General features: G+C 38.2%; 12 protein-coding genes and 1 tRNA gene. 8 read left to right on the forward strand and 5 right to left on the reverse strand.

Going from position 1 to position 19150, the window contains the following annotated elements; all coding sequences use genetic code 11:
• Nucleotides 1-22 precede the first annotated feature (22 nt).
• From H6G59_RS02910 to H6G59_RS02935, 6 genes are all read left to right on the forward strand, one after another.
• The gene (locus H6G59_RS02910) at nt 23-4345 is read left to right on the forward strand and encodes an AAA domain-containing protein (protein ID WP_190711670.1); all 4323 of its coding nucleotides are present in this window, start codon (nt 23-25) and stop codon (nt 4343-4345) included.
• On the forward strand, nt 4323-5264 hold the full coding sequence (locus H6G59_RS02915) for a hypothetical protein (RefSeq protein WP_190711671.1): 942 nt from the start codon (nt 4323-4325) through the stop codon (nt 5262-5264). Before H6G59_RS02910 ends, H6G59_RS02915 begins: the two co-directional genes overlap by 23 nt.
• Before the next feature lie 128 nt (nt 5265-5392).
• Nucleotides 5393-6532, forward strand: coding sequence for a glutamate--cysteine ligase (gshA, locus tag H6G59_RS02920; protein ID WP_190711672.1), 1140 nt, complete (start codon nt 5393-5395; stop codon nt 6530-6532).
• Nucleotides 6533-6841: 309 nt separating this feature from the next.
• Entirely contained in the window at nt 6842-7303 is a 462-nt protein-coding gene (locus H6G59_RS02925; RefSeq protein WP_190711673.1) for a tRNA (cytidine(34)-2'-O)-methyltransferase, read from the forward strand.
• Nucleotides 7304-8111: 808 nt separating this feature from the next.
• Complete coding sequence (locus H6G59_RS02930; RefSeq protein WP_339327916.1) at nt 8112-10445, forward strand: peptidoglycan DD-metalloendopeptidase family protein; 2334 nt, start codon at nt 8112-8114, stop codon at nt 10443-10445.
• A gap of 146 nt (nt 10446-10591) precedes the next feature.
• Nucleotides 10592-10665, forward strand: a tRNA-Met gene (locus H6G59_RS02935).
• A gap of 608 nt (nt 10666-11273) precedes the next feature.
• Here H6G59_RS02935 and H6G59_RS02940 read toward each other — a convergent pair.
• The 4 genes from H6G59_RS02940 to petN all read right to left on the reverse strand — a co-directional run bounded on the left by H6G59_RS02940 (nt 11274) and on the right by petN (nt 15530).
• Entirely contained in the window at nt 11274-11486 is a 213-nt protein-coding gene (locus tag H6G59_RS02940; RefSeq protein ID WP_190711675.1) for a hypothetical protein, read from the reverse strand.
• Nucleotides 11487-11878: 392 nt separating this feature from the next.
• Entirely contained in the window at nt 11879-14974 is a 3096-nt protein-coding gene (locus tag H6G59_RS02945; protein WP_242038765.1) for a GAF domain-containing protein, read from the reverse strand.
• Between the two features lie 300 nt (nt 14975-15274).
• Nucleotides 15275-15436, reverse strand: coding sequence for a hypothetical protein (locus H6G59_RS02950; RefSeq protein WP_016951251.1), 162 nt, complete (start codon nt 15434-15436; stop codon nt 15275-15277).
• A 7-nt stretch (nt 15437-15443) separates the two neighbouring features.
• Nucleotides 15444-15530 (reverse strand): cytochrome b6-f complex subunit PetN, encoded by an 87-nt coding sequence (petN, locus tag H6G59_RS02955; RefSeq protein WP_013189847.1) that lies wholly within the window; start codon nt 15528-15530, stop codon nt 15444-15446.
• A gap of 100 nt (nt 15531-15630) precedes the next feature.
• Here petN and H6G59_RS02960 point away from each other — a divergent pair, with 100 nt between their 5' ends.
• Complete coding sequence (locus H6G59_RS02960; protein WP_190711677.1) at nt 15631-16077, forward strand: hypothetical protein; 447 nt, start codon at nt 15631-15633, stop codon at nt 16075-16077.
• A gap of 67 nt (nt 16078-16144) precedes the next feature.
• The gene (locus H6G59_RS02965; protein ID WP_190711678.1) at nt 16145-16720 is read left to right on the forward strand and encodes a 3'-5' exonuclease; all 576 of its coding nucleotides are present in this window, start codon (nt 16145-16147) and stop codon (nt 16718-16720) included.
• Between the two features lie 101 nt (nt 16721-16821).
• Here the strand turns inward: H6G59_RS02965 and recJ are convergent, their stop codons facing one another.
• Entirely contained in the window at nt 16822-19140 is a 2319-nt protein-coding gene (gene recJ, locus H6G59_RS02970) for a single-stranded-DNA-specific exonuclease RecJ (RefSeq protein WP_190711679.1), read from the reverse strand.
• Nucleotides 19141-19150: the final 10 nt, after the last annotated feature.

Here is a 19150-nt window from a genome sequence, read left to right on the forward strand (position 1 = left end):
GCTCAAAAATTCAGGAGTATCTATGCCAAAATTAGCAAATAAAACCAAATCAGAAACTTGGGGTTATACTTTCATAAATTCCACAATTGATAGTTTAATCAAGAATTTTGAAGGTCAATCAGCCGCTGAATTATATCCAGAATTTCGAGAAAGAAGAGAACGCGCTCATGAGTTAATGTTTGAATGCTTTGGTCAAAAACCTTGCTGGTTTTATATTCGTCGTCATGGTAATGGAAAAGAAGCAGGAGAAGAAATTTGGGATTTGACAATAGCTACAGATAAAAGTGATTTTTTATTACCTAAAAGACTTAAAGAATTGAATAAAATTTTAGGATTTAGAGCAGCAGTACAAAAAAATGGCTCTGGCGGTTTAAAGCTACTTTCAGTTTATTTACTACAGCCTTCACGTGGACAATCTGATGCCTATGCTGCACCTTATTGTTTATGTTTATTACCTAATCATGAACACCGTATTGGTATTCCTCCAAAGGCATTAGCACAGATAGCAACCATGCCAGTTTGTGGTAATCATGTACCTACAGAAGATCAACTGCAAGCATGGAAAGCCTTTTTGAAAGTTGAAGAACGTATAGCTAAAGCACGTCAGTTTTGTGTGCTTTTTATAAATTATAAATATAGTCTTAATCATAAACAAATTATTTTTGAAATTAATATCAATTCAGCTACACTTGATGGTTATGATGAACATCACTTAAATGTAGAAAACTTTTGGGAACGGGTAAAACAGGCAAAAAACCAAGATATTAAGTTTTCTGATACTGTACCTACAGAGAAAAATCGTCGCAGCAGTCGTCAATTAGGAACCATTGATAAAATCGAACCAAAATCTAATATTATTCAAATTAGATTAGAACGCGATTTAGTTGAATATATAGCAGCAGGAAATTATCAACTTCCCACGACTGGATATTTGTTTTTTGATGCTGCTGGGGATATTAAACAGATTGAACGTAAAGAAAAAGCTTTAGAACAATTAAAACAAGGACGCACTCAAAATCCATATTTAGGTAACTTTTTATTTGATGCTTCCCAAGCAAGACCGATTAAAAAAACAATCAAACTGCAAGCAAAAGATTTATTATTATCTTCTGCAAATGCAGGACAAAAAGCATCTGTGGAAATGGTACTTGCAGCCGAAGATTTAGTTTTAATTCAAGGGCCACCAGGTACTGGTAAAACTACCGTAATTGCGGAAATTTGCTATCAGGTTGCTTTGCGAGGTGGACGCACATTAATTACCTCTCAAGCCAATTTAGCAGTTGATAACGCTCTGAGTCGATTAGTTCATAACCCAGTAATTCGGGCTGTGAGAAAGGGCAGATCCGAAAAAGTTGGAGAAGAAGGACAGCCATTTTTAGAAGATCAAGTAATTGGCACATGGTTAGAAAATACTGCCAATGACTGCGAAAATAATCTTGCTCAACGTCAGGAAAATATTACACTTATTAATCAATTATTAGCATTATTACCACGTTTTGTAGCTTATTTCAAATTAGAGGAAGAATTTAATCAAAAACAAACTGAATCAAAAGCAGAAATAGAGAAATTAAAGGAAATATGTAAAAATCAAGAAATATATTATCATGAAACATTAGCCAATCAAAATAAAATAGAAAATCTATTTTCTGGATTGAATAATCTCCTCAAAAATCTACCAATAAATTGGGATTTAGCAGAAGTCAAAGATTTTTTACCCTGTCTTCAACCATATATAAAAGATAATCATCAAGTAGAAAATTTTCGTGAAAATGTTCGTCAAGCCATAGCTTATACAGATGAACTGGGCTTGGTTCGTCCTAACCGTGGTGCATTTGGTTTAGCAGTTTGGTTACGTGAAACAGTAGCACCGGAAATTTCTGAATTTAAAACAGGATTAAATTATGCTAATGATGTGAATATAGCCATGTCAGAATTATCTACATTGGTACAGGCTTTCAAACAGAGTTCTACATATTTACACCAGTTACAAACAGGGTATGAGCAATTTATAAATAAAGATCAAAGTCTACAACCAACAATTCAAATATGGGAAAATCGCCAACGCGAAATAGATTATATTATTGAAGCAGTTATAGAATGGAAATCTACAGCTTATAACCATCTATATCAAGTATTGAAAAATTGTCAGCAATCAGATTTACCATTAACAGATAATATGGTAGATTTACCACTAGGTTTATTGATGTTTGCCAAAAATTTAAAATTACCACTTGTACCAAAAAATTATAAAATTAGTTTACCAGATTGGAAGTTATTGACAAAAGCAATATCTTACGAAATTCAAGGCAAATTTACTGACAGACGGGGGAAAGAACATAATTTTAGTTATTTCTTACAGGAACATTTTAGTCAAATTCCCATAGTACTATCAAAAAGCGATCGCACTCAATGGCAAGTAACTTATCAAGAGTTAAATGATTATCAACTTCTGAACCCTAAACAGCGTAAAACACTGGTTGAAAATACGCAATCTTTTTTAATTAAACTCCAAAAAACTTATGGTGCATCTTATGAATTGGATCACATCAACTCTACTCTTAGCCGCATTACCCAAGAATTACTAGACATAATTCTTGCAAATGCCCGTCAGTGTGTTGTGAAAATTAAAACAGAAGCTGAACAACAGCTGACTATTTTAAAAAAACAACAAAAGCAATTAAATGAACTACCCAATAATGGAATTACTAAAGAACAAATATCGGAAGTTCAATTTCAGGTAGAAAAATATAGCCAAGATGCTAATGTGAAACTTGTACAAGTTGTAAATGGCTTGGAGGAAATTAGTAAAAAAATAAATATACCTAATTCATTACGGATTTTAGCAGACAAATATTTAGCTAAACAATCAAATATTTGGGAACAAACCCAAGAATTTGCCAATCAAGTAAGTTTTTGTGAAAGTCGCATAATTCAACTTGAGACTTTAATTCCATCATTAAAACCTCTGGTGATACTAGAAATAATTAAAAATTCTTTAGATGAAAAACTTTCAACATTACAAGCAGAAACTGCCATTTCTCTGCAAAAACTGGAAACCTTGCAAGCAAAGCTACAGGAATTAGAACAAAGACAAGAATTAAAGATATCAGAAGAGTTAATCACATATCGCCATTGGTGGACACAAGAATGGCAAAATATACCGGATAAATTTAAACTAGAAATTACTGAAAATGAATTATTTAATTTAGATTTTTTACGCAACTTTAGAAAGAAGTTTAAAAGTTGGACAAAACAACGACAGAATGAAGAAAATTATCTCCATAAATATCAAAACTTTGTTCAAGATTGGATTACAAAATTACGTCAACCTTCAGAAAGAGATAGTAATGATTTAAGAAAAATTTATTTAGATAACGCTAACGTTGTTGGTATTACCTGTGTTCAAGCTGCAAATTACAATTTTTCTGAAGAATTTCAATCTTTTGATGTTGTGATTATTGATGAAGTTAGTAAATGTACTCCACCAGAATTACTAATACCAGCTTTGAAGGGTAAAAAATTAGTCATGGTAGGAGATCATCGACAGTTACCACCAATGCTTGACACTAGCACTGTTGAAGAAGTTGCTAAAAAAATTGGCAATACCAGAGAAGAATTGCAATTTTTAGAAGAATCATTATTTAAAATTCAGTTTGAAACTGCGGATAAAAGCATTAAAGAAATGCTCAATACCCAATATCGAATGCACCCAAACATCATGGGAGCAATTAATCAATTTTATGATGGTAAATTAGAATGTGGTATTTTAGAACCTGATACAAAACGCGCTCATAATTTAGCGGGGGAAATAATTCAAGAAAATCAGCATTTAATTTGGGTAAAAATGCCCAGAGAAAAAGAGTTTCAAGAAGAACGTCAGGGAACTTCATTTTTAAATATTCCCGAAATTGATGTCATAGAAAATATATGTCTGCAATTTGAGAAGGCTTGGGCTGAGAAAGTTGCTAATGGTGAACCCAAAAAAGAAATAGCTGTAATTACATTTTATGGCGCTCAATTGAGAAAAATTGATGAACGTTTACAATCTGAGCTTTTCCCTTCTTTGCAAATTAGAACAGGTACAGTTGATAGATTTCAAGGAATGGAACGAGCAGTTGTAATTGTGAGTATGGTTCGCAATAATAGTCAAGGAGATGTGGGATTTGCAAAAAAACCAGAACGGGTTAATGTTGCTTTTTCCCGCGCTCAAGAATTACTAGTAATTGTTGGTTGTCACGATTTATTTACCAGTAAATCAGGTACAGTCGGCGGTATGTATTCTGAAGTTGCAAATATTGTCAGTTGTTATAGAGGTTTTATTGATGTTTCTTGCTTCCACGTCTAAACCTATTGATGAAATTCTTAAAAATGCGGTAGAAAAAATTGAAGCCCAAAATGCTAATTTAGCAGTTTTCACAGCCCGTCAATTTCGCTATAGTTTGCGTCAAAGTATTGTAGAATTAACTATCAAAGAACCACGACAATTTAATGTCCTAGAAGAATTTATTATCCGTGCGGCTATTGAATTTGAACCACCACCTACCGCAGATGAATTAGCCTCGGTACTTGGGCTTGATGCTGTATTTGTAAAAAGTACAATTTCAACTCTTCAGACATTACAAACCTTGGCGGTAACAACACCAATTACAGTTACTACAGAAGGGCGTTTATTCTATGAAAAAGGAACCGTACCCAAACCGCCTTATACCATCCAAATTTATGCTATTAGCGACTCTTTAGCTGAAACAATTACCTTTCAATCTGAAACTTTAGATGATGTTACAATTAATTTACCTGATTTAGGAAAATTTGTAAATATTGATCATAATATTCACAAAATTTCTACATTCTCACTTGAAGAAATACAGCAAATGCTTCAGGATTCAGGTTTAGCAATTCATGTACCAGAAGCGGGAAAAATGATTACTGATTTTCGGGTACTAGCTGCAAGTAAAATAATTTGGAAACCAATCTCACTATTTGTTATATTCAATGCCTTAGAAGATAAATTCATTATTCAAATCAGTAGTGGTAAGCAAATTTTAGAAGCAGCTACTAACAAAATAGAATCACTAATAAAAGAAAGTAAATTATCCTTAGAAACCTTATGTGGATTATCAGATGAAGCCATCAAGATAAAACGTGAAGAATTTCTCAAAAAATTCCAAAATCAAGATTTATTAGAAACAGCTATATTGCCACAGATAACACCTCAAAATCCAGAAAAGAAATCACCCAAAACCCAAAAAATAGACCCCAACTAATCACCAAAGCTTATCTGCGTTGATCTGCTGTTAATAAATCTCATCCTTAACTTCACCAATTACAGCGATGCACAAAACCGTCAAATTTGATACAATTTATCCAAAGTTAGGAGAGCCGAGGAAAAAAAATGGTCTTAACAAAAGGCTTTGAGATTGAGATATACACTGGCACACCTCAAGGTAAGATCGTCGGACTCTCCGACCAAATTATCAGAGACTTAGATGGATTTATGCGGGAGCCAGATAGCCGCAACGTAGAATACATAACCCAACCATCCAGTAATTACGAAAATCAATTGTGTGGCTTGCTGCGTCCCCGACGAGATTTGCGTAACTACCTGCAACGCCTAGGCGACTATACCTTAATTCCAGGAAGCACTCTATCTTTGAGTGGGAGCGATCGCTTTTACCGTTCCGACCCCACCAACCCCTATCATGACTACATTGAGCAAACCTATGGCACAAAAGTAGTCACCGCCAGCGTACACATCAATATTGGCATCAGTGACCCAGAAATATTAATGCGTGCCTGTCGAGTCATCCGCCTCGAAGCACCCCTCTTCCTTGCCCTCAGCGCCTCCTCTCCTTTCCTAAATGGGAAAGCCACAGGCTATCATTCCACCCGTTGGGGACTCTTCCCCCAAACCCCTGCTTATGTACCCTTATTTTCCAGCCACGCCCATCACATTCAGTGGGTGGGTGAACAACTAGCAGCGGGGACAATGCAAAACGTGCGGCATTTGTGGACATCAGTGCGGCCAAATGGCGATCGCCGTCCTTACGATTTAAATCGTCTAGAACTGCGAATTTGTGATTTAGTCACAGATCCCATTTCCTTGTTAGCAATTACCGCTTTACTGGAAGCCCGATTGTTACAAATCATCGACAACCCCAACATCGATCCTTTAACCCAAAGCAGCTTATCCCCTGTAGAATTGATCGCCCTAACTGCCAAAAATGAAATGGCAGCCGCCACAGCGAGTCTTGATGCTCAGTTGCAACATTGGCAAGATGGTAGTAACATTCTCGCTAGAGATTGGATTGCGAAACTATATCAAGGAGTTTGGGGAATAGCTAAACAACAAGGCTTCAGCTGTTTCCTTTCCCCTTTGCAAAAAATCCTCCGCGAAGGTAATGAAGCCCAACAGTGGTTACAGTTACACAAAGTCGGTGTTGATTCTCAGCAAGTCATAACCCAGGCAATTATTGCCACCCAAGAACGGGAACAGGAACTAGAAAACAAGTTGTGTTCTTCTCTATTGGCTTGATTTCTCAGGGAACAGGGACAAGAGGACACGGAGACACGGAGACACGGAGATATGGAGATATGGGAAAAGAAAACACGGGAATAGGGGGAAAGAGTTGACTGTCAGAAGATAATCTCTCTTTCTCACCGCGTCTCCCCATCTCCCCATCTCCCCATCTCCCCAATCCCCCATTTTCTTCGTTTTAAAAATCTAATCCTTGGTGATTGTTTCCGGGGTATTAACAAAACCTATAGGTAATCTATCTCTATCTATCGGTAGATTTCCTACCTGCGCTACAGTATCCTATAGAATTCTTAACTTTTCGTGACCATGCCTCAGGTAGTTCTAGTTAACCCACAAATTCCTCCTAATACAGGTAATATTGCCCGTACTTGCGCCGCTACAGCCACAGAATTACACTTAGTAGGACCTTTAGGATTTGAAATTAGCGATCGCTACCTCAAAAGAGCCGGTTTAGATTACTGGCCTTATGTCAAACTCCACTATCACGAATCCTTAGAAGCATTCCAAATCATCCATAATCAGCGTGGGGGCAGACTCTTAGGTTTTAGCGTTCGTGGCAGTGTTAACTATACCCAGTTCCAATTTCAAGCCGATGATTGGCTGCTGTTTGGTAGTGAAACCCAAGGCTTACCACCAACTGTTCTCTCCACCTGTGACTCCATTCTCCACATTCCCATGACTGAACCTGGAGTTCGTAGCTTGAATTTATCCGTAAGTGTAGCTATCAGCTTGTTTGAATCCCGCCGTCAGTTAGGCTATTTACAATAGTTAATGAATTTTTAAGTATAAAAACTGACTTTTTTCAAAAAAAAAGAGCGTCATAAAGTAATTAAATGCGTGAATTTACTTAAAAAATAAGCAGTTAAATCAAAATTTAAATCATCTCTCAACCCATATAAAAAAAATGTCTTTCAGATTAGCAAAGCTAATATAAGAAATTTGTATATTAACTTTGAGTCCTTACCCATTCTCAATGATAGATTTTAGTAAATTTAAATTACATCAATATGAAAGATAAAATTGGCAAAACCATTTACTAGAGAGCATCTTAGCTATTTGTATCAGGTGACACAATCATATAACTCCTATCTTGCTGCGAATTTGTACGGTTGTTTTTTAGGGAATAAACGACGTAAAGTCTCGTGTTGATAAGACTGATTGGATAAAAAAATCTTGAAAATATCTACAGCAGGATAATCGTCTTTCCAGAAGTCGCAGCAGATCAACCGCTAACAGCGCTCGTGGACTCAGCAAAGCTATCATAATTTGTCTAGCCCCCGCCATAGCAAAATCAGCAAGATAACTGTCAAGAATGAACATTCCTGGGTTTAGGAGGAGTGGTAACAAACAAGTCAGCACACAAATTTTAAGGTTTACTAACAAGTATGAACTTGTTTAAATCAGAGAAGCAGGTTAATCTTGCCTAAGTATCTCTGATGAATGTGATCTTGATATATCGTTTGATGTGATCTCAATCATGGATTAATATCCAACTTGAAAAATCAAGGTCAGTTAAGCGAAGCGTGATCATAGGAGGTCGTCTTTGAAACGAGCATTGAAAAAGAGAGTAAAGGCTGTGTTGAACAATACCCCTAACAGTGATGATGCCCCGGTAGAGCAGTTAAATGAGGCTAACCCCAAAGCAACCCGCCGGACGCGAACCCAAGCCGCTATGATTGGCTTGGCAATCTCAATGGGCGCAACCAGCCTTTTGGTGACTCGACAAAGCGATCAAGCCCAAGCAGCGGCTCCTGTTGGCAGTCAAAAAGCAGCCTCAACAATTCCGGCTGCTGCTGAGACTGAGATAAAGTTTGTAGCCACAAAGCTGGAGTCCCAAGCCGTCTCATCAGCGAGCGTGCCTGAAAATCCTGTCATCGTGGAACCAACAGCAGTTTCGCAAGTGCCTGGGCTTGAAGCTAAATGGCCAATTACAGCCAAAGAAAAGGCTGTCAAAATTCCGGTCTCAGAAGCCGACAAAAATGCTATCTACTTACAACCCCAAATAGCACCGGAATTGAGAAATAACTCAGTTCAATCCACATTACAAACAGCTAACCAGCTGCCTCAGACATCACAACAATTTGCAGCCAATCCCAGTGTTGTTGGCAGCCAACCTACACCTGTAACTGTACAAACAGAGAACACAATCAGTAATGATGTGAATGTCCAACTGAAAGCGCAGCAAGAGTTTGCTCTCAACCGCTTACAGGAAAAATCGAACCGTTTAAGAAATAGTCTGGCGGAGTTGCGGTCTGAGGAGGCCAACAATTTATCACAATCGGGTATTGAACAGGCACAGCCAACAACCGTAGCTGATCAAACTGTGGCAGTACAGTCAGAAGATTTGACTAAACCCAAGCAAGTCGATCTGATATCCAAGCTAAAAGAGGATAAAAACACAAGTGCGCTAGAGCAGAAGGTAATGACACCTGCACCAGCAGCACCTACAGTTGTCGCTCAATTACCTCTCTTCACCTACGAGGTTAAACCAGGAGATACATTAGCCGAAATTGCTACCAATTACGGTACATCAGTCTCAGAACTAGTCAAAGCTAATAATCTCAACAATCCCAATGAACTGCAAATCAGTCAAAAACTGATTATCCCTGCTGTTAAAGCGGAGCGTAGCCTCTTTGACCAGCCGACTGTAGCAATTCAGCCCAATTTTGTCCAGCCTAGCAGTATGCCCACAGTTGCTAGTTCTCCTGTGAGTAAGCCTAAATTAGATACCAATCTGACTGTTGGTTCACAATCACCAGTATTTGCTAACAACAACAGCGTTGCTATTCCCATTCCAGCAGCTAGGGAGAATCAGCTGTCGGTAAACACTCCTGCTATCACCAACAGTATTACCATCCCCGTACCAGCAGCTAGGGAGAATCAGCTTCCAACTCCAGATACTGAAGCTACTCCCCCCAGATCTTATGGTGTGGGTGGTGATACTCCAATACGCAATCGTGCGACGACAACTCAAACTGCTCAAAAACCACCTCGAAAGTTAGCCAAGGCTAAAGGTAATGAGCGTCTCACCAGTTTACAAGCAGAAATTGAGAGACTACGCGAAAAATACCGCGCTCAACAATCAGGTATGTCTCAAGAGTCTACTGTAACTGTGCCAACAGTCACGGAAACTGATAATTCAGCCCGACCGATTGCTGTGCAGAGAAACAAGAATGTCTCCGCTGTAACGGTTAATTCCCAACTCAATTCAGTGGCGATTCCTGTACCTCAACCCATACTACCCAGTTACAGCGAAAAACCTGTTAAGCCTCTATTCCGTGCTACTCGTCCCACTAACGAGCCAATTAACCCAGAATTTCTGTCAAATCAAACAGCAGCCCCGAAATATTCCAATCGTAATTCATCTGGCATTAGGTTAGCAGTACCTCCCGCAGGTGTTACCGCTACTGAGTCTTTAGGTAAATTGCGAGGAACTAGGGTGTCTCCCACCTTGCCACCTTTGGCATCTGTGGATATATACTTACCTAGATCTGTTGACCCAAATACTAATTCCCCATCTACTTCTTCCACAGGTTATATTTGGCCAGCAAAGGGAGTTCTTTCCTCTGGTTATGGCTGGCGTTGGGGTAGAATGCACAGGGGTATTGATATTGCTAACGGCGTTGGTACACCAATCTACGCATCGGCTCCTGGTGTAGTAGAAAAAGCAGGCTGGAATAACGGTGGTTATGGCATTTTAGTTGAAATCCGCCATGCCGATGGTAGCATGACTCGTTATGCTCACAACAGCCGAGTTTTGGTACAAGTCGGTCAACAAGTAGAACAAGGGCAAACAATCGCCGCTATGGGCAGCACTGGTTTCAGCACTGGCCCTCACAGCCACTTTGAAGTTCATCCATCAGGTAAAGGTGCAGTTAACCCCATTGCTTTCTTACCAGCACGGCTGTAATGACTAGCTGTTTTTAACTCAGGCATTGCCTTGTTCGTTGAGGGAGATATACTCCCTCTTTGATTTTTTGAGAGGAGATTTTTATAAATAGGAATTGCGATCGCTAAAATTGTATGCTATCTTAATAGAAGTTGATGAAACAACACGGCTCAGTAGCTCAGTTGGTTAGAGTACGGGACTCATAAGCCTGGGGTCGTCAGTTCAAATCTGACCTGAGCCATTTAAAAAATCTAATATTTGTCAGCACATCAGCCGATAGTCAAACTTTCAGGACTATGCGGCTTTTGCTCTAATTATCTTACTTTTACGATTCAGGTGAAATAAAAGGCAGCAGTTTACCAAAACTATAGCCTTTCTACAGCAGGGAACTCTTAACAGGGAACATGGAAGGTGGGCTACAAGGTTTCTGAATAAAGCATATTTAAAGAAAGGTTGATGTCTAAAGAAGACAGAATTAAGGTATAGCAACGGACAAGGCTGTTAGGACATCAACCAATGCTAAAACTTAGACACCAAAAGACTTTTAGCTCTGTCACCTGCTATAAGTAAGTCAAGCTTAAAAAACATCAAATAGACCCAACTCCCTTTTCTAGTAGGAAACGGTGAATCAAAGCCTCTCTACTGTTAGGGTAGAGGTTTATCAGAGAGATATTACATTTATCACGAGGCGAAATTTATTGTTAATACCTGCTTCATTTTGCGATTTTAGTTGTGAAGCTAATAAACTAAAAATTTCCTGCATCAATAGGTGATAGTGAAGTTTATCAAAATTTGTACTTTTGTTACCTAATGAGTCAGAATAATCGAACCCCATTTTAAGCCAACAAGCTACTTTTTTTCTTCCGTTTCTCGCAGTTGCTTCTCTGTCCGTGCGTAGGGGTCTGTCTTCGGCCTCCAAGAAGGAAACAAGCCAATAAAAAATTTGTTCATGGCTAGGCGCGTATGAGTGCTGGCTTGCCCTAATGAACCAGTAAACACTTTATCTCCTGCCGCCACAAACAACAAAAAGCCAATGAGTATAAAAGGCATATACCGTTTCATCTTTAAACTCCCTCATGCTAAAGCTTTCTAAAAGCTAACAAGCGATACTTCCAGTGAGCTACATTAATTCTTTCTTATTTAGTTCATTTATATAAAAAAATAAGTTACTCGTCAATATTCAGTATAGTAACAAAATACTCGCAAATGCTAATTGATATAGATAAGTAGTGGTGCAAAATAAATTGCACATTTTGAGAAGGGAATTCTTAACAGGGAACAGAACAAGATTACAAGGGTTTCTATTTTTTGGCAAAATGTGTAAATAATTTTGCTGAGGTACTTGTTTTTAAATTATACAAAATATAATTTTTTAGCTAGTTAACTACTTAGGAATAGCAGAATTTTTTTGATACGCACTAAAGTACCAGAAGATCCTGAGCTAGGATTCATACCTAGCGATTCATGGGAATTTCAATGCAAAACTCAGCACCATTACCAGGTTCAGAAGAACACTTAATTTGACCACCGTGCTTTTCCACAATAATTTGATAACTGACAGATAATCCTAAACCAGTACCTTGTCCAGGTTCCTTAGTAGTAAAGAAAGGGTCAAAAATACGCGATTCCATACCTTGAGGAATCCCACAACCATTATCAGCAATACGAATCACAACAGAATTTTTATTTGTCACTTCTGTACAAATGCAAATTTTAGGATTGTCAGTTAATTTTCCCGCTGCTAATGATTGTTCTATCCCCCAAATCGCGTTATTAATAATATTCATAAACACCTGATTCATCTGGGCTGCATAGCAAAATACCGGAGGCAAATTACCATATTTTTTAACTATCTCAATAGCTGGAAAATTAGTCTGTGGTTGCAGCCGATTTTGCAAAATTAAAAGCGTGCTATCGATGCCTTCATGCAAATTAATTGGCTTTTTTTCGGCTTCATCAAGGCGAGAAAAAGTCCGTAAAGAAAGCACTAATTGACGAATACGATCTGCTCCGCTCATCATGGAACTGAGAATTTTAGGCAAATCATCAGCGATAAAATCTAAATCTACATCTGCTACTTGGTTTTGAATTTCTTCTATGGGCTGGGGATAGTTTTTTTGATAAAGGCGCAGCAATGTTAATAAATCTTCGGTGTGGTTAGAAACGTAGGGTATATTACCGTAAATAAAACTAATTGGGTTATTAATTTCATGAGCGACTCCAGCAACTAACTGCCCTAAGCCAGCCATTTTTTCACTTTGAATTAACTGGCTCTGAGTTTGCTGCAATTCCTTGAGAGTTTGGGTAATTTCTTCTTTTTGACGTTGTGTCCGTTCGAGTAATTCAGCTTGCTGGAGTCCTACCCCTAATTGAGAGCCAATCTGCACCAACAAATCTACTTCATCTTCTTGCCAATCACGAGGTTCAGTATTTTGATAAGCTGCCAATAATCCCCAGAGTTGCTCTCCTTGAAAAATTGGCACAATCATATATGCTCTGGCTTCTGTAGGTGTAATTAGGGCAAGATGACGGTTAGAATCAGTTATGTTAGAGGTATCTTTAACAACAATAATTTTACCATTAATGTATTCTCCTCCTTGGGTTTTTTGCAGGAAATTATCGGTAATTACAGGCACAAGTTCCCATATTGGTGTCCAACCATAAGCCAAGGATTCCGCTACAAATTCGCCACTTCCATCAGGCTGAAAGCGGTAAATTGTCACTCGATCAACTTCTAATAGTCGTAGAACTTCTTGAGTACTAGTAGCAAAAATAGTATTCAGATCAAGAGATTGGCGAATTTTCTCCACCGTTGCGGCTAAAGCTTTTTCCCTTTCTGCCGCTTTCCGTTCTCGTTCGGCAGCTTTAGCCAATTTCTCGGCTTGAATTTGCACCTGTTGTAAAGACTCAGCTTGCTGTAATGCCACACCTAATTGCACACCAACTTGTGCCAGCAAGTTAATTTCTTCATCTTGCCAATAACGGGGTTGAGAATTTTGATAAGCTACCAATAATCCCCACAGCTTTTCACCTTGGGAAATGGGGACAAAAACTTCATTTCGCGCATACTTTCCAGCTTGTGTTCCTTGTAAGAAAACACCTTCATTCACAGGTTGAGGCTTAATGATTGGTGTCCAGTCATCTAAAATGGAATCAGCTACAAATTCCCCACTCCAGTCAGGGTAGAAGCGATAAATTGCCACTCTTTCTACTTCTAAGAGTCCTCTAACTTCTTGAGTAGTGGTTTTAAAGATGGTGTCAATATCCAAAGACTGACGAATTTTATCGACAGTATTCACTAATGCCCGTTGCCGTTCTGCTGCTTTGCTAATTTCTGCGGCTTGTTTCTGCATTTTTTGCAAATATTCGGCTTGCTGCAAAGCTACACCCAATTGTGAACCAACTTGGGTGAGTAAGTAGACTTCATCTTCTTGCCAATCGCGGGTTCCTGTGTTTTGGTAAACTGCCAATAAACCCCAAATTTTATGATTATAAAGAATAGCCACGATTACATAAGCCCTGGCTTGATAACTTTCTAAAACTTTGATGTAACAATCGCTAAATCCGGCATTATAAATATCATTACAAACACGGTATACTTCACCTTTAGCGAAGCGACCACCTCCTGTATCTTGTAGATAGGTATCGGTGAGAGGTTCCACTATTTCTTTTAATTTACATTCGCTGATGTTGTCACCTAACTCTGGTCGTTGTAACTGTTCTTGCATGAGTGTAACCCAACCTTGAGTTACAGATTCAAACACGAATTCACCACTCCAATCGGGATTGAAGCGATAAATAGCGGCGCGATCGCTATTCAGTAGTTGTCTGAGTTCTTCTGTGGTGGTGCGGAAAATGCTTTCTAAATCAAGGGACTGGCGAATTTTTTCGATAGTTCTAGCTATGGTTTTTTGCCATTCTGCTGCTTTTTCTCTAGCTTTCGCTTGTGCAAGTTGTGCAGATTGTAGTTTCATTTGTTCTATGTAATCTGCTTGCTGTAAAGCAACTCCTAAATGTTCGGCAATTAATTGTACAAATTCAATTTCTGATGCTTCCCATTGTCGGGGTCTACTACAATGATGAATACACAGCAATCCCCATAAATCCTTGCATTTGATTAAGGGGACAGCTATATTTGCACGGACTTGAAATTTTTCTAACATCTGAAGATGGCAATCAGTGGTATTATCTTGACAAATGTCAAATATTGCCCTGATTTTCTCTTCCTGAGAGATATCAGCAAAATTTACTGCAAAGCAGCAATCTCTCAGTTTGGTAGCCAAGGCTGGAACCCATTCTGTTCCTACATCCTCATAGATAAATTCCCCTTCCCATGCCGATTCAGGATGAAACCGAAACACCCCAACCCGATCTGTATTGAGCAACTGACGTACTTCGGTAACTGTAATTTTAAAGATAGTATCTATATCTAGAGATTCACGAATGTGGGCAATTACTCTAGACAAAGCTTTTTGTTTTTCTCCTTGATCCAGAGAAAATTTCATATCTAGCTGATATTCTGTTTGGGAAGTTGGTTGTATCAGTTCCATGATCAAAAAATTCTCCATTTCCCACATGATTCTTAAATATAGTCCACTATCTTCTCTAAGGTAACAATAAATGTTGGTATCTGTTAAGTGTATACAAGTAATCGTGCAAAATAAATTGCATATTTAGGGGAGGGAATAGGAAATAGGGAACAGTAAAGGAATACAGAGATTTTTATTTTTTGGCAAAATGTATAATTAACTTTGCTGAAGTACTCATATAGTATAGGGACACGATATGATCGCATCCCTACCGAAATATTTATGACAGCAGAAAACAGCGCTCTATGGGCTGCAATAGAATCATCTTCGCTTGGCAGTGCTGCGTCGGAGTTCGCGTGTTTCGTCTTCTCGACGACGGCGATCGCGCCAATCAGCGAGTGTTAAATAAACGACACCGCCTGTAACTGATACTAGCAGCACTACGGCAACCAAAGCCAAAATACTCAGGAATGGATTTTCCACGATTCCTCTATAGTCCGTTGCGTCCCCAAACTACCATTGAAATCGACCAAGTGAACACAACTAACAGTGATACCCAACCCAGTGTCAAAATCATAGTTCCACTTTTCAAATAATTACAAAACGTCTCTAATACCTATCATACCGGGAAAAGGCAGTTGATTTGTTAACTATATTTTGAGGAACTTGCTAAGTTTATGGAACTAATGGCGGAACGCGTAGAATCGGTAAAAGCAGGCATTATCGGCGGTTTATCTGTGGGAGTAGCTTTTCTCTTCAGCAGTGTTATTAATAGTTTGGTGCTGGGTAAGTATTTTCCCATACTGATTCTGGATAAATCTAATCTAGTTAATTTACAATTTTTACTGAGTAGCGCCATAGCGGGCTTTTCTGGTTTGCTATTTGGTATAACATATCGCTATATTATCCGCACTGATACAAATCCTCACCTTAATACTGGTGGTATCTTTGCTTTTGGCTTGGTGCGGGGATTAACTCAGATAGAAGTTGGTTGGAATTATACTGGTACGATTCTGCCTTTTTTAACATTATCGGGAGAAAGTATATTATCCTTTGCTGTTGCTGCTTTTGTTCTCGATACTGCTATCCTACTTGGTTGGCTTAAACCTTTTTCTTCAACTTAAAGTCTTTGCCATAACCAGAAATTCACTAATTACTTTTGAATTTTGAATTTTGAATTTTAAATTATTTATGAATCACTATTTTCTCATCATTGATCTTGAAGCTACTTGTTGTAATGAACGTAGCATTCCCCGTCACGAAATGGAAATTATCGAAATTGGGGCGGTAATGTTGAATAGAAAAACCTGGGAACTTGATTCTGAGTTTCAACACTTTATTCAACCTGTAATAAATCCTCAACTTACAGCTTTTTGTACAGAATTAACTAGTATTTCTCAGCAACAAGTTGACGCAGCACCTCATTTTCCAGAGGTGATGTCAAAATTGATAGAATGGATGAATTCTTTTCCTAATTATATCTTCTGTTCTTGGGGTAATTACGACAAATCCCAATTTTTACAAGATTGTAAATTTCATCATGTTCCCTATCCGTTTGGTTCTGAACACAGAAATATTAAAAATGAATTTTCAGAATATTTGGGTGTATCTCATAAGTTTGGTATGGCACAAGCCCTTAAACATTTAAACATGGAATTACAAGGTACACATCACCGGGGTATTGATGATGCTAGGAATATTGCCGCTATTTACAGACATATGCAGACTAATAAAAGAAGCAATATCGTGTCTGGAAGTGATCATTAGTGCAGGGGGACGCGGGGACACGGAGACGCGGAAACACGGAGATAAATAACCGAATTACGAATTACGAATTACGAATTACGAATTACGAATTACGAATTATTTTAAAAGGCGTTGTTTTGAATAATAGATAGAGGAACTGTGGCGAAATATTCTCGCTGAAATTGTTCTTCTTTGACAGCGGATAAAAATTGCTTAACCGCATTATCAACAAGAGTTTCTGAAGCGTTATTAGTATTCCAGGTAATTTGGAAATTACGATCTTGACGTTGAATTGTAAACCCTAAATATTTTAAAGCTTTAAATCCTAAATGTAATGTTTGGTCGCTAACCCTGAGTTTTTCTAAAAGTTGTATGCGGGTAACTGGTTGATTTGTGCGGCTGAGATATTTAGCAATTCCTACCAGATTCAGCCAAACTTCACTAGGTGGCGGGTTGTGGGGTTTCGACCAAGCAATAACTAATTGTTGTTGATTATAAACCGACTTTCTCAACCATGCACGCAAATCATCCCAATTAGTGGGACAATCTTTAATAATCAGCGCTGAGTTTTTATTACTGAATTCTGAATAATCTTGATTACGCCAGTCTAAAATAATTGCTGAGTTTTGAGTTTTCAGTTCTGAATCAACACAGGGACGCACAGCGATTAATCTAATTTCATAGCGTTTTTTATAGCTGTTGTAATCTATTTCGGCTATACAATCACATTTACCTATAGGTAAATCGTCTTTATAATGTCCCCACCAAATACCAGGAAAAGGACTGTTACTCGAATCATCCCGAATATCGAACTCCGCTTTAATATATTGTATTTTATTACCTTGGAAATCTTGCTGATTGCGATGCCAAGAATTTTCAAACCAACAGTTTTTAATTAATAATTTAGGAATTGGATTTCCCATTCCACATGGTTCTAAAACTTTGAGTTCTAAAAATAAATCTTTCCCCAAATCTGCAACAGTTACTACTAAATCTGCTTGGACTGTGGGTACGAGATTTGTTCCTCCTAAAGATTGTCGTAACTTTTGATTAATTGCATCTGTAAATAAAGGAATATTTTCAACTAACAAACTCAAACCTGCTGCAAAAGGATGTCCACCAAAACGATGTAATAAATGTGCTTGTTCTTTAACTAATTGATATAAATCAACAGAATTAATCGAACGTGCTGAACCACGGGCTAAAAGTGCTGAGTTGTCAGAAGTTTCTGAGTCAGAAAGTGCGTTTTCTGTACTTAACAAAATTGTCGGGCGGCCTGTTTCCTGTGCTATCTGTCCAGCAACTAAACCCAAGACACCTACAGCCCATTGCGGATCTTCTAAAACAATGACGTTGGTAGTTGATAAGTCTAATTGAGTCAGTTTTTTTGCTACTTGGGCTTGGACATCTTTTTGTAAAGACTTACGACGAGAATTGGCTAATTCTGTTTCTTCTGCTAATTGATGACAGCGTTGAATATCTCGACTAGTTAGTAATTCTACACAAAAACTAGCATCACCATGAATGCGACTAACAGCGTTGATTCTTGGACCTAAACCGAAGGAGATATCTGTGGGACGGTCGCCATTTTTCTGACATAATTCTAATAATTTTCCTACTCCTGGTCGTCGTTTTTCTGTAACTGTTTTTTTATGATCTCTGTGTAATTGTTGAATTCCCAATTGTGCTAAATAACGACAGTCACCAGTTAATTGTACCAAATCTGCAATTAAACCTATCGCTACTAAATCTAATAAATCAGTTAATGGATGTTGGGGTACATCTGGCAAAGTTTCATATAATGCTTCCACCAGTTTGTAAGCTACTGCAACTCCAGAAAGATGAAATAATGGATGTTCTTTGGGTAAATAACGCGGGTTAATAATTGCATTGACTGGAGGACGTTCGGGAGGTAAAGTATGATGGTCTGTAACGATGACATCTATACCTAATTGTTGTGCATAAATAATTTCTGCAATATTTGTGCTACCTGTGTCACAAGTGACAATTAATTTACAACCTTGTTGAGCTAAATTATCAATTCCTGATTGATTTAGTCCGTGGGATTCTTTTAAGCGGTTGGGAATGTAATAAGTTAATTTTTTATCTTGTTCAAAAAACTGTCCTAAACCATCCCACAATACAGCAGTTGAGGTAATACCGTCAGCGTCAAAATCTCCCCAAATGGCTACTTTTTCAGCAGCTTGGGCGGCTTTTTTGAGACGGTTTACCGCTAAATACATTTCTTGCCCAAATTCAAAGGCACTAGCTGGTTGATAAGTTTGATAGTTTACAAATGCTGCTAGTTGTAATTCAGTTTGTATACCTCGTTGCCAAAGTAATTGGGCGGCAAAAATTCCACTAGATAGGGGTGTATAATGTTTAACTGTCTGGATGAACCATTCAGGGGGTTGTTCAGTTGTTGCCAGAATCCACTGCATTTTATCAATT

The organism is Anabaena lutea FACHB-196 (assembly GCF_014698305.1).
Lineage (GTDB): Bacteria > Cyanobacteriota > Cyanobacteriia > Cyanobacteriales > Nostocaceae > Anabaena > Anabaena lutea.

What these genes read in the sequence shown, in the direction of transcription:
- H6G59_RS02910 (WP_190711670.1), top strand. Translation starts at nt 23, where the DNA reads ATGCCAAAATTAGCAAATAAAACCAAATCAGAAACTTGGGGTTATACT.
- H6G59_RS02915 (WP_190711671.1), top strand. Translation starts at nt 4,323, where the DNA reads ATGTTTCTTGCTTCCACGTCTAAACCTATTGATGAAATTCTTAAAAAT.
- gshA (WP_190711672.1), top strand. Translation starts at nt 5,393, where the DNA reads ATGGTCTTAACAAAAGGCTTTGAGATTGAGATATACACTGGCACACCT.
- H6G59_RS02925 (WP_190711673.1), top strand. Translation starts at nt 6,842, where the DNA reads ATGCCTCAGGTAGTTCTAGTTAACCCACAAATTCCTCCTAATACAGGT.
- H6G59_RS02940 (WP_190711675.1), bottom strand. Translation starts at nt 11,486, where the DNA reads ATGAAACGGTATATGCCTTTTATACTCATTGGCTTTTTGTTGTTTGTG.
- H6G59_RS02945 (WP_242038765.1), bottom strand. Translation starts at nt 14,974, where the DNA reads ATGGAACTGATACAACCAACTTCCCAAACAGAATATCAGCTAGATATG.
- petN (WP_013189847.1), bottom strand. Translation starts at nt 15,530, where the DNA reads ATGATTTTGACACTGGGTTGGGTATCACTGTTAGTTGTGTTCACTTGG.
- H6G59_RS02960 (WP_190711677.1), top strand. Translation starts at nt 15,631, where the DNA reads ATGGAACTAATGGCGGAACGCGTAGAATCGGTAAAAGCAGGCATTATC.
- H6G59_RS02965 (WP_190711678.1), top strand. Translation starts at nt 16,145, where the DNA reads ATGAATCACTATTTTCTCATCATTGATCTTGAAGCTACTTGTTGTAAT.
- recJ (WP_190711679.1), bottom strand. Translation starts at nt 19,140, where the DNA reads ATGCAGTGGATTCTGGCAACAACTGAACAACCCCCTGAATGGTTCATC.